General features: G+C 65.6%; 10 protein-coding genes. 4 read left to right on the top strand and 6 right to left on the bottom strand.

Translation table 11 applies throughout. From position 1 onward, the window contains the following. Window positions 1-72: 72 nt before the first annotated feature. Together OK351_RS16005 and OK351_RS16000 are read right to left on the bottom strand one after the other, a co-directional pair. The gene (locus tag OK351_RS16005; protein WP_265161008.1) at window positions 73-1,461 is read right to left on the bottom strand and encodes a class II 3-deoxy-7-phosphoheptulonate synthase; all 1,389 of its coding nucleotides are present in this window, start codon (window positions 1,459-1,461) and stop codon (window positions 73-75) included. Between the two features lie 107 nt (window positions 1,462-1,568). After that, window positions 1,569-2,234 (bottom strand): lysophospholipid acyltransferase family protein, encoded by a 666-nt coding sequence (locus OK351_RS16000; protein WP_265161006.1) that lies wholly within the window; start codon window positions 2,232-2,234, stop codon window positions 1,569-1,571. A 131-nt stretch (window positions 2,235-2,365) separates the two neighbouring features. Here OK351_RS16000 and OK351_RS15995 point away from each other — a divergent pair, with 131 nt between their 5' ends. The 3 genes from OK351_RS15995 (at window position 2,366) to OK351_RS15985 (ending at window position 5,498) form a co-directional block, all read left to right on the top strand. Further along, window positions 2,366-3,100: an alpha/beta hydrolase gene (locus OK351_RS15995; protein WP_265161004.1), complete on the top strand. Its 735-nt coding sequence runs from the start codon at window positions 2,366-2,368 to the stop codon at window positions 3,098-3,100. Window positions 3,101-3,107: 7 nt separating this feature from the next. After that, window positions 3,108-3,587 (top strand): hypothetical protein, encoded by a 480-nt coding sequence (locus OK351_RS15990; protein ID WP_265161001.1) that lies wholly within the window; start codon window positions 3,108-3,110, stop codon window positions 3,585-3,587. 105 nt (window positions 3,588-3,692) lie between these two features. Beyond that, complete coding sequence (locus OK351_RS15985) at window positions 3,693-5,498, top strand: AMP-dependent synthetase/ligase (RefSeq protein ID WP_265160999.1); 1,806 nt, start codon at window positions 3,693-3,695, stop codon at window positions 5,496-5,498. On the opposite strand, the gene OK351_RS15980 is transcribed toward OK351_RS15985, so the two are convergent. Both OK351_RS15980 and OK351_RS15975 read right to left on the bottom strand, forming a co-directional pair. Continuing rightward, complete coding sequence (locus tag OK351_RS15980; protein ID WP_265160997.1) at window positions 5,477-6,025, bottom strand: hypothetical protein; 549 nt, start codon at window positions 6,023-6,025, stop codon at window positions 5,477-5,479. The genes OK351_RS15985 and OK351_RS15980 overlap by 22 nt on opposite strands. A gap of 127 nt (window positions 6,026-6,152) precedes the next feature. Then, the gene (locus OK351_RS15975; protein WP_265160994.1) at window positions 6,153-9,605 is read right to left on the bottom strand and encodes a pyruvate carboxylase; all 3,453 of its coding nucleotides are present in this window, start codon (window positions 9,603-9,605) and stop codon (window positions 6,153-6,155) included. A gap of 343 nt (window positions 9,606-9,948) precedes the next feature. Here OK351_RS15975 and OK351_RS15970 point away from each other — a divergent pair, with 343 nt between their 5' ends. Continuing rightward, complete coding sequence (locus OK351_RS15970; RefSeq protein ID WP_265160991.1) at window positions 9,949-10,767, top strand: ParA family protein; 819 nt, start codon at window positions 9,949-9,951, stop codon at window positions 10,765-10,767. Between the two features lie 100 nt (window positions 10,768-10,867). Here OK351_RS15970 and OK351_RS15965 read toward each other — a convergent pair whose 3' ends face one another. Both OK351_RS15965 and OK351_RS15960 read right to left on the bottom strand, forming a co-directional pair. Continuing rightward, window positions 10,868-11,458 carry a MerR family transcriptional regulator gene (locus OK351_RS15965; RefSeq protein WP_371931474.1) on the bottom strand — a complete coding sequence of 197 codons (591 nt, stop codon included), beginning with the start codon at window positions 11,456-11,458 and terminating at the stop codon, window positions 10,868-10,870. Window positions 11,459-11,657: 199 nt separating this feature from the next. Further along, a complete protein-coding gene (locus OK351_RS15960; protein ID WP_265160989.1) occupies window positions 11,658-12,137 on the bottom strand; it encodes a bifunctional nuclease family protein in 480 nt (159 codons plus the stop codon). Window positions 12,138-12,167 lie beyond the last annotated feature (30 nt).

Here is a 12,167-nt window from a genome sequence, read left to right as displayed (position 1 = left end):
CGGATGACGGTTTAACGCCAAGGCCCCTTCCACCCGGTGTCTGGGTGGAAGGGGCCTTGGTCTTGGCCGGGGCTAGCTGCGGCGCGTCTTCAATGCGGTGGAGATCAGGAAGGCCATCTCCAGGGACTGGCGGTGGTTCAGCCGCGGGTCGCAGACCGACTCGTAGAGCGAGTCGAAGTCCTCTTCGCGAATCGGATCGGCGCCGCCGAGGCACTCGGCCACGTCGTCGCCGGTCATCTCCACATGCACACCGCCGGGGATCGTGCCCAGTGCGTCGTGCACCTCGAAGAAGCCGCGGACCTCGTCCATCACGTCGGCGAAGTTGCGGGTCTTGTAACCGTTCTGGCTGGTCACGGTGTTCCCGTGCATCGGGTCGGTCACCCACAGCACCTGGGCACCGGATTCGGTGACCTTCCGGACCAGGTTCGGCAGCTTCTCACGGATGTTCGTGGCCCCCATGCGGGTGATGAAGGTCAGGCGTCCCGGTTCGCGGTTCGGGTCCAGCTTCTCGATCAACGCCAGCGCATCTTCCGCCGAGGTGTTCGGGCCGAGCTTCACACCGATCGGGTTGCGTACCCGGGAGAGGAAGTCCACGTGGGCGTGGTCCAGCTGGCGGGTCCGCTCGCCGATCCACAGGAAGTGGCCGGAGGTGTCGTAGGGCTGGCCGGTGCGCGAGTCGGTGCGGGTCAGTGCGCGCTCGTAGTCCAGCAACAGCGCCTCATGGCTGGCGAAGAACTCGGTGCGCTTGAGCGCCTCGAAATCCGCACCGCAGGCGACCATGAACCGCATGGCCGAATCGATTTCGCCGGCCAGCTGCTCGTAGGCCGAGTGTGCCGGGTTGGCCATGAAGCCCTGGTTCCAGGAATGCACGCTGCGCAGGTCGGCGAAGCCGCCCTGCGTGAAGGCGCGGATCAGGTTCAGGGTCGCGGCCGAGGTGTTGTAGGCCTGCACCATGCGCTTGGGGTCATGGGCACGGGATTCGGGGGTGAAATCGAATCCGTTGACGATCTCCCCGCGGAATGCCGGCAGGGTGATGCCATCGCGGGTCTCGTCGTTCGACGAGCGGGGCTTGGCGAACTGCCCGGCCATCCGGCCCATCTTGATCACCGGCATGGAGGCACCGTAGGTCAGCACAACGGCCATCTGCAGGATGGTGCGCACGCGGGCGGAAATCTTGTCGGCGGTGGCCCCGTCGAAGGTCTCGGCGCAGTCCCCGCCTTGGAGCAGGAAGGCCTTGCCCTGGGCCGCGTCGGCCAGGCGTTCACGCAGGATGTCGACTTCGCCGGCGAAGACCAGCGGGGGACGCGAACCCAGCTCGGCAATCGAGGAGCTATAGTCCGCGTGCTCGCTCCAGGTCGGCTGCTGGGCGATCGGCTTGCTGCGCCAAATATCCAGGTCTGGGTCGGTTGCGGGGCCGGCTACGGAGGAGCCTGGCAGTGGGGTTCGGAATGCGTCAGTCACCCTCACAAGTCTACGTCGCTTCGCGGCAAAGAGCCCCAGCGAATGTAACGGTTCGCCGTAACACTGCGGCCCGGTCGCCTCCCCCTGGCCGGCCGCCGGGGGCGGATTCAGCGTTTGCGTGGGGCGTAGACATCCGCGTACTGCTGCCCGGAGAGCTTCTGGATCTCCTCGCGGATCTCGTCGGCCACCTGGCGCAACACCTGGGAGTCCTTGACCTGGCCGGCCCGGTCGGTGAAGTCCAGGGGTTCGCCGATGCGGATGCCGATGCGCCCGGGGCGCGGGATTCGCCGGCCGATGGGCTGGACCCGGTGGGTGTTGACCATCGCCACCGGGATCACCGGGGCCCCGGTTTCCAGGGCCAGCTTGGCGACCCCGAGCTTGGCCCGATACAGCCGGCCATCGGGTGAACGGGTGCCCTCGGGGTAGATGCCCAGGATCTTGCCCTCGGCCAGCGCACGGTTCGCACTGGCCAGGGACTGGGCGGATTTGGCCCCGCCGGAACGGTCCATCGGCAACTGGTTGATATTGCGGAAGAACCAGGCGGTGAAGCGGCCCTTGAGCCCCTTGCCGTTGAAGTACTCGTCCTTGGCCAGGAAAATCACGGGGCGCTCGAGCACGGCGGGAAGGAACACCGAGTCGGAAACGGACAGGTGGTTGGATGCCAGGATGGCCGCCCCGTCCGGAGGGACGTTCTCCATCCCTTGCAGGTCGATCCTGAAGAAGATCTTCAGCAAGGGCCGAACTGCGAACCTCTTGAGGAAGTCATACAACACGTTCGTCGGTTCCTTCGGTGTGTGCGATGGATCGGTGGTGCATCAGCCGGCCGGTGTTCGCCGAACGCGTGGCTCATACCTTCTCATTGTGCACTAGTCTCGAGGTAAATGGGTGACAGAAAGGCCCTGTGATGCACAACGATTCCATGACATCCGCCGCCGCGGTACTGCTGGTCCACGGGTTCACCGGCTCCCGCACGGCGTTGCTGCCCTGGGCGCGGGCATTGGAGGAGGCCGGCTTCGCCACCGAGGTCCCGGTGCTGCCAGGGCATGAGACCCGCTGGCAGGACATGGTCGGGGTGCCCTACGCCCGGTGGATCCAGGCCACCGAACAGGCGTTCGACCGGCTGGCAGCCACACACCCGGTGGTATTCGTCGCCGGACTGTCGATGGGCGGGGCGCTGGCCCTGCATCTGGCCACCCGCCGCCAGGTGGCCGGGTTGCTGCTGGTCAACCCCGGGCTTGTCATCGACTCCCCGGTGGCACCGTACGCCCGCTACCTGCACCCGGTATTGCGTTCGGTCGCGCCGATCAGCAACGACATCGCCCTGCCAGGGGCCGACGAGAAGGCCTACCCACGCACCCCGGTGGCCGGGGTGGCCCAGTTGCACCGCCTCTTTGCCCAGACCCGCGCCCGGTTGCCGCTGGTGGACTGCCCGATCCTGCTCTTCCGTTCGGCGGTGGACAATGTGGTCTCGGACCGCTCGGTGCAGGCGTTGCTGCAGGGCCTGGACCCGGCCACGGAACTGGACCGTGTCCCGCTGCCGCGCAGCCGGCACGTGGCCACCCTGGATCATGACGCCCGGCTGATCTTCGACCGCTCCATCCAGTTCGTCTCCGACCACCTCCCGAACAACCAGCAGTGAGATTTTCGTGAACCAGAAAGACCAGACCCCGTCCAACACCCCCGATCCGCAGTGGGATGACCTGGTGGCCCGGCTCCAGCAGGGTCCGCCGGCCGACCCGGATGCCGTACCGGAGGAGAAACCCGACGCCGGCCCCGTCCCCCATGAACCCACGGCCGCCGATCGCGAGAAGACGCTGCATGACCTGTTTAATACCGGCCCGTTGGCCCGTGGGCCACGGGACTACGAGGTCGAGGAATCCGAGTCCGACGGTGGGTTTGTACCCGAGGAGCCCCCGGCGCTGGGGTTCGGGGACCCGGTGCTGACCCTGTCGTGGGTGGCCGTGGCCGGCGGCTCGCTGGGCCTGCTGCTGTGCGTGGTGTTTTTCCGCAATGCCCCCGGCAGCCTCTACGCCCTGCTGGCGGTGATGGTACTTGTCGGCGTGGCGATGTTGTTCCGAAGGCTACCCAAGCACCGTGATCCGGGGGATGATGGAGCCAGGGTATAACCGACTTGGCCGACAGGTCGGCGCTGGGTTACTATCTAGTAATATCTTGTGACGTAGCACACTCGCTGCGATTACCTCGGTCACATACGTCAGGAGTGAAAACCGATGCTCGAGTACAGCACCCCCCTTCGCATCCACAGCCCGGAACAGTCCAACATCACCGACCTGCTGCTGCGGCATGCGAATTCCGCTGCCAACCCGGCATTGTTCTCCAAGCCGCAGCCCGACGGCAACTGGCAGAATGTCACCGCCTCGCAGTTTGCCGCCGACGCCGGCGCCATCGCCAAGGGATTCATCGCCAAGGGCATCGAACCCGGCGGGCGCATCGGGCTGATGGCCCGCACCAAATACGAGTGGACGCTGGTGGACTTCGCCATCTGGTTTGCCGGCTGCGTGACCGTGCCGATCTACGAAACCTCCTCCCCCGCCCAGGTGGCCTGGATCCTGGGCGATTCCGGAGCCCACGCGATTGTGGTCGAGTCCCCGAACCACGAGAACGTGGTGCGCCAGGCGGTGCACCAGGAGCAGTTGGAAACCGTGGAGCATGTCTGGCAGTTCGAGGGCGGGTTGGATGAACTGCGCGAGGCCGGGAAGTCGGTGGACGACGAGCAGTTGGAGGCCCGGCGCAGCGCCGCGGGCCTGCGCGACCTGGCAACGATCATCTACACCTCGGGCACCACCGGGCGCCCCAAGGGTTGCGAGCTGACCCACGGCAACTTCGTGGAGCTGGCGGAGAACGCCGTCGCCGAACTGCCCGAGGCGGTGTACCCCGGCGCTTCGACCATCATGTTCCTGCCGCTGGCCCACGTCTTCGCCCGGTACATCTCGGTGGTCAATGTCGCCGCCGCCTGCCGTACCGGCCATACCCAAGACGTCAAGCACCTGCTGGAGGACCTGCAGTCCTTCAAGCCGAACTTCATCCTGGCGGTGCCACGGGTTTTCGAGAAGGTCTACAATTCGGCGATGCTCAAGGCCGAGGACGCGGGCAAGGGCAAGATCTTCCACGCCGCGGCCGATACCGCGGTGGCCTACTCCAGGGCCGAGCAGGAGGGCAAGGTCCCGCTGGGCCTGAAGCTCAAGCACAAGCTGTTCGACGTACTGGTCTATTCGAAGCTGCGCACCGCCATGGGCGGCAATGTCCGCCATGCGGTCTCCGGCGGTGGCCCGCTCGGTGAACGCCTGGGCCACTTCTTCCACGGCATCGGGCTGACCGTGCTCGAGGGCTACGGGCTGACCGAGACCACCGCGCCGGTCACCGTGAACACGCTGAAGAAGATCAAGATCGGCACCGTGGGCAAGCCCCTGCCGGGCAATGCCGTGAGGATCTCCGCCGACGGCGAGATCCTGGCCAAGGGCATCTGCGTGATGCGCGGCTACTACAACCGCCCGGAACTGCAGGAGGAGTCCTTCACCGATGGCTGGTTCCATACCGGCGACATCGGCGAACTCGACGAGGACGGGTTCCTGCGGATCACCGGACGCAAGAAGGAAATCATCGTCACCGCCAGCGGCAAGAACGTGGTTCCGGCCCTGCTAGAGGACCAGATCCGCGCCGATGCGCTGGTCTCCCAGTGCGTGGTGCTCGGCGACAACCGCCCGTTCATTTCCGCACTGATCACCCTGGATCCCGAAGCGGTGCCGGGCTGGCTGGAACGCCACCAGCAGAACAAGGCGATGCCGATGGACGAGGTGGTGCGCCTGGACCAGGTGCGCGAATCCCTGCAGAAGCTCATCGACAAGGCCAATGAATCGGTTTCGCGTGCCGAGCAGATCAAGGAGTTCCGGATCGTGGAGCAGGACTTCACCGAGGAGTCCGGCCACCTGACACCGTCGATGAAGATCAAGCGGGCCAAGGTGCTCAGCGATTTCGAATCCGTGGTGGAGGAGATCTACTCCAAGCCCAGGGCCTGATCCAGCACCGCGAGCAGCAACTGCTCGCGCTGTCCCGAGGCGGTGCGCCAGCTACCTGGCGCACCGCCTCGGGCCGTTAAACCCGGTTCCAGGGTGGCCAGGGGCACGTGCCGGAAGGGGAAGGACCCGGCCACTGTCCGGCTCGGCCCCACCGGCACGAACACCAGGTGCCTGGCCAGCGGTTCACGCCCGTTGGCGATGAGCCACTCCACCAGATCCATCAGCCGGTCCTGAGCCGTCTGGTCACTGCGGGCCAGCACCACCAGCACCTGCCCCTGCCGGGGCATCGCCCCGGATAGCACCGCCTGCACCCGGTTGGGGCCGGCCACCGAGATCCGGCAGGTGACCCCCACCTCGGCCAGCTGGGCCGCCAACCGCACCCGTAGCCGCTGCGGATCCAGGTCCGCGTCGAGTCCGAACAGCAAGACCCCGAGCTCGGGATGGCGTTCGGCCACCTGCGCGCCAAGCTGCGCTGCGCGGCCTGTGGCGGCACGGGTACCTGATCCGGGTTTGGGTATCCACCCCATCAACTGACTCCTTCGTTCTGGGACCGCAGCCATCTGGTGGCCGGCTTCCACTGTAGCCCGAACGGCCCAGGGGCCGGTGACGCCAAGCGCCACCGGCCCCTGGGGTCCGCGATGTTCCCGCCGGCGGCTACTCCGGCTTGATGACCAGCAGCAGGTCGCCACCCTGGACCTGGCTGGTGCCATCCAGGGTGACCTCGGAAACCGTGCCCGAGACGTTGGCGGTGATTCCGGCCTCCATCTTCATGGCCTCGATGGTTGCCACCGATTGCCCGGCTTCCACCCAGTCCCCGGCCTGCACGGCCACGGTCACGGCCCCGGCGAACGGGGCGGCAACATGTCCCTTGTTGTTCGGATCGGCCTTCGGCGCGGTCTTGACGGTGGATTCCACCGATTCGTCGCGGGCCAGCAACTGGCGCTGCTGGCCGTTGAGGGTGACCACCACCGACCGCATGCCCTTCTCATCCGGCTCGGAGATCGAGACCAGCTTGACCAGCAGGCGCACGCCCTTGCCCAGCGAGACCACATGCTCGAAGCCCGGCACCAGGCCGTAGAGGTAGTCGCGGGTATGCAGGATCGACAGGTCGCCGTAGTTCTCGACGCTGGACTCGTAGTCGCGGGTCGGGCCGGCGAACAGCAGCCGGTTAAGCGTGGCACGCACGGTGGCCGAATCCGCATGCAGGGCCGCGGAATCCTGTTCGGAGAGATCCTCCACCTGCGGGCGCACGGTCCGGCCCTGCAGGGCCTTGGTGCGGAACGGTTCCGGCCAGCCGCCCGGAGGGTCGCCCAGTTCCCCGGAGAGGAACTGGATGACCGAGTCCGGGATGTCGTAGTTCTGCGGGTTGGCCTCGAAGTCGGCCGCGGCCACCCCGGAACCGACCAGTTGCAGGGCCAGGTCGCCCACCACCTTGGAGGAAGGGGTCACCTTGACCAGGTTGCCCAGCATCGCGTTCACCGAGGCGTACATCGACTCGATCGCCTCGAAGCGCTCCCCCAGGCCCAGCGCGATGGCCTGCTGGCGCAGATTCGAGAGCTGGCCGCCGGGGATCTCGTGCTGGTAGACGCGTCCGGTCGGGGCCGGCAGCCCGGACTCGAACGGCTTGTACATCGCTCGGACCGCTTCCCAGTAGGGTTCCAGGGAGGCCACGGCCTCCAGCGGGATCCCGGTATCGCGCTCGGTGTTCTCCAGCGCGGCCACCAGGGCCGAGGCCGAAGGCTGGGAGGTGGTCCCGGCGATCGCGGCACTGGCCACGTCCACCGCATCCACCCCGGCATCCACCGCGGCCATCAAGGTGGCCAGCTGGCCACCGGCGGTGTCGTGGGTATGCAGGTGCACCGGCACATCGAAACGTTCGCGCAGCGCGCTGACCAGCAGCTTGGCCGCGGCCGGACGCAGCAGCCCGGCCATGTCCTTGATCGCCAGGATATGCGCCCCGGCATCCACGATCTTCTGCGCCAGCTCCAGGTAGTAATCCAGGGTGTAGAGCTTCTCGTTGGCGTCGAGCAGGTTGCCGGTGTAGCACAGGGCCACCTCGGCCACCGCGGTCCCGGTGGCACGCACGGCCTTGATCGCCGGGGTCATCTGCTCGATGTCGTTCAGCGCGTCGAAGATACGGAAGATGTCGATGCCGGCCTTGGCGGCCTCGGCCACGAACACGTCGGTGACCTCGGTCGGGTACGGGGTGTAGCCCACCGTGTTACGGCCTCGCAGCAGCATCTGCAGCGGGATGTTCGGCAGCTCGGCACGCAGCAGTTCCAGGCGCTTCCACGGATCCTCGCCCAGGAACCGCAGGGATACGTCGTAGGTGGCCCCGCCCCAGGCTTCCATCGAGAACAGCTGCGGCAGCACGTGGGCGTAGGCCGGTGCGGCGTGCAGCAGGTCACGGGTACGCACCCGGGTGGCCAGCAGCGACTGGTGCGCGTCGCGGAAGGACGTATCGGTCACCGCCACGGCGGTGGACTGCCGCAACGCCTGGGCGAAACCTTCCGGCCCCTTTTCCAGCAGCACCTGGCGCCAGCCGGCCGGCGGCTGCTCGGTCTGCGACGGACCGTCGAAGGGCGAACGCTCCGGTTCGGAGGCCTTGTCCCCGGGGAAGGCCGGCAGCTTCTTGCGCGGGTCGATACCCTCGACACGCGGCCCGTTCGGCTGGTTGACGGTCACCGCGGCCAGGTAGTTCAACGCCTTGGTGCCGCGGTCCTGCGACTGGTTGGCGGTAAGCAGCTCCGGACGCTTGTCGATGAAGTCGGTGGCCACGTTGCCGGCCAGGAATTCCGGGTCGCCCAGCACGTTCTGGATGAAGGAGATGTTCGTGGCCACCCCGCGGATGCGGAATTCGGCCAGGGCCCGCCGGGCGCGGGACACCGCGGTGGCGAAGTCGCGGCCACGGCAGGTGAGCTTGACGAGCATCGAATCGAAGTGCGGGGAGATCTCGGCCCCGGTGTACACGGTGCCGCCATCCAGGCGCACCCCCGAACCGCCAGCGGACCGGTACACGGTAATGGTGCCCACGTCCGGGCGGAAACCGTTGGCAGGATCCTCGGTGGTGATGCGGGACTGCAAGGCCCAGCCACGGACCTGGATGTCCTCCTGGCGAATGCCCAGCTCATCGAGAGTGGCGCCGGAGGCCACCCGCATCTGCGCCTGCACCAGGTCGATGTCGGTGACTTCCTCGGTCACCGTGTGCTCCACCTGGATGCGCGGGTTCATTTCGATGAACACGTGCTGTCCGGCGCGCTCACCGACGGTGTCCACCAGGAACTCGACGGTGCCGGCGTTCTGGTAGCCCAGGGCCTTGGCGAACTTGACGGCGTCGCGGAACAGCGCCTGGCGGATTGAATCGTCCAGATTCGGGGCCGGGGCGATCTCCACGACTTTCTGGTGGCGCCGCTGCAGCGAGCAGTCGCGCTCGTGCAGGTGCACCACGTTGCCGTGCTCGTCGGCCAGGATCTGCACCTCGATGTGGCGAGGGCGCAACACGGCCTGTTCCAGGAAGACCGTGGGGTCTCCGAAGGCGGATCCGGCTTCGCGCATGGCCGCGTTCAGCGACTCGTCCAGGTCCTCACGCCGGTCCACCCGGCGCATACCGCGTCCGCCACCACCGGCGACAGCCTTGACGAAGATCGGGAAGCCGATCTTCTCTGCCTCCGCCAGCAGCCAGGGAACATCATCGCTGGGCTCGGTGGAAGCCAGGACCGGGATACCGGCCTCGCGGGCGGCCTTGAGCGCAGCCACCTTGTTTCCTGCCAGTTCCAGCACATCGGCCGAGGGGCCGATGAACTTGATCCCGTTCTCGGCGGCGGCACGGGAGAGCTCCGGATTCTCGCTGAGGAATCCGTACCCCGGGTAGATGGCGTCCGCGCCGGCTTCCTTGGCGACGCGGATAACTTCCTCTATGTCCAGGTAGGCACGTACGGGGTGACCTTCTTCACCAATACGGTAGGCCTCGTCGGCCTTTTGCCGGTGAATCGAGTTGCGGTCTTCGTAGGGGTAGACGGCAACGGTTTTTGCCTCGAGCTCGTTGGAAGCGCGGAAAGCACGGATGGCGATCTCACCGCGGTTTGCTACCAGGATCTTTTCAAACATCGCATTCCTACATCAATTCGGCGCACCCCCGACCCGGGAATCCCCTGGATTTCCAGGGTTTCGCCGCGGCTGCCGGCGGTGCAGAGCGTGGGAAGTGGCTCGTTGTCGAGCACTTAGGAAAACACCATACAGTGACTTGGGGCACGATGCACAAAAAAGTCCCTATGTGGTCAGACCACAATGTCATGAGGGTCAATTTCCGTAACTTTCCCGGTCCACGGACACGGGAGGCGAATCCCACGTTGCGGACTCGGGGTTTTTGCCCGAAGCCGACTATGATAAATAGAGATTAAGTCCCGGCGATAGCAACATTCAGCGAGCAGTGAAAGGCGTGGTCTGTTCCGTGCACGTAGTGAGCATCAGCAGCCTCAAGGGTGGCGTGGGAAAGACCTCGGTAACTCTCGGTTTGGCGTCGGCGGCGCTGGCCGCTGGGATCCCCACCCTGGTGATCGACCTCGACCCGCATGCCGATGCCAGTACCGGACTGGGTGTTCGCTCGGACAACAAGCAGACCATCGGCCAGATGCTGAAGAACGCACGTCGGGCGAAACTGCAGGACAATGTCGCGGCCAGCGCATGGCAATCCAAGGCGGCCGAGAAGAAATCCCGCACCCGCATCCCCGTCCTCGATGTGGCGGTGGGTGATGCCTATACCGGCATCTATGACCGCCCGGACCTGCGCACCCGCGATCTGCGACGCCTGACCCAGCTTTTGGGCCGCACCTCGGGTTACCAACTGGTGCTGATCGACTGCCCCCCGTCGCTGAACGGGCTGACCCGCATGGCATGGAGTGCCTCGGATCAGCTGTTGCTGGTGGCCGAACCGAGCCTGTTCTCGGTAGCCGGCACCGAACGCACCCAGCGCGCGCTGGAGTTGTTCCGCCAGGAATTCGCCCCGACCCTGGGTCCGGTGAAAGTGGTCGCCAACCGGGTCCGCAAGGATTCGGCCGAGCACACCTTCCGCATTAACGAAATGCGCCAGATGTTCGGCGCCAACATGCTCACCCCGGAGATTCCCGAGCATCCGGAATGGCAGCAGATCCAGGGCGCGGCCTACTCGGTGCACCATTGGCCGAGCAAGTCGACCGGACCGATCGTGGCCCAATTCGATGCCCTGCTCAAGGAAGTCATGGCTACCGACAAGACCGCACGTACGGCCTAGCGCGGCTCACCGGGCACCGCGTGTCCCGGGGAACGACCAAGGCCGCGAACCGTTCCCTTTCAGGGACGGTTCGCAGCCTTGGCACTGGCGGATTGTGGCTTTAGCCGGCGTTCAGCTTGGCCTTCGCTGCACGGCGCGCAGCCAGTTCATCATGCGGGTGTGGTTCGGCCGAGCTTTCGCTGGGTAGCTGGGCCAGTGACCCTTCGACCTCGCGCCAGACCCGGCCCACGGCGATGCCGAATACGCCTTGGCCGGCCTGGACCAGGTCGATGACCTCGTCGGCGCTGGTGCATTCGTACACCGAGGCACCGTCGCTCATCAGCGTGATTTGGGCCAGGTCCTCGACCCCGCGCTCGCGCAGGTGCAAGACGGCGGTACGGATCTGCTGTAGTGAAACCCCGGTGTCGAGCAGCCGTTTGACGACTTTGAGCACCAAGATATCGCGGAAGGAGTACAGGCGCTGTGAACCTGAACCCTTGGCACCGCGCACGCCGGGCTCTACCAGCCCGGTACGTGCCCAGTAGTCCAATTGCCGATAGGTAATGCCAGCTGCCTTGCAGACGATCGGTCCGCGGTAACCGGCATGTTCATCCAGCTGCGGCAGGTCGTCGGTGAAAAGCAGGCCCTGAGTGTTGGATCGTTGCATGTGACCAGCAACCGGCTGTTGATCCCCGGTATCGCGAGAGTCCATCCAATTACTCCTTGCTTCTAACGCATTCAAATTCGGCAGGGACGGTATCGCTGGTTCCAACGTGCGAGTGATGAAAGCCCGTTACCAGATTCAAATGTGTGAATCCCTATGATTTGACGGTACGGCGATATCGGGGATAGGTCAAAGACCTTCAAGTATTACTTGAGGGCGTGTCGCGAACCGAACACGAGGCGGAATCCTAGGTGGAAAAGTCCTCGGGATCGATGTTGTCCAGAAACTCACGGAACTCGCGCATTTGTTCCTCCGGGGGCTCTTCGTCGCTGGAACTTTCAATCGCCACCCCCGCCGTTTGCAGCACCTCGTCGGTGCACAGGATCGGGCAATGGGCCCGCACAGCCAAGGCGACGGCATCCGAGGACCGCGAATCGATTCGCAGCCCGTTGGAAAGCACCAGTTCGGCGGTGAAGATGGCGTTGTCCACCGATACGATCTCGACCCGCTCCAGCTGGACTTTCATCGCCTCGAAGACGTTGATCATCAGGTCGTGTGTCATCGGCCGCGGCGGGGTCAACCCCTGTTCGGACATGGCGATGGCCGACGCTTCGGGCGCGCCGATCCACAACGGGAGATAGAGGTTTCGCCCAGGATGCTTCAGCAGCAGTAGCGGCTGATTCGACGGCAACTGTATTCTGATCCCGGCGAATTCAAGTTCGAACATTCACCTACCCCCTCAAGATCGGGTGTGAAA

Source organism: Glutamicibacter sp. MNS18, assembly GCF_026107515.2.
GTDB lineage: Bacteria > Actinomycetota > Actinomycetes > Actinomycetales > Micrococcaceae > Glutamicibacter.
This window is presented reverse-complemented; position numbering and strand designations above follow the sequence as displayed.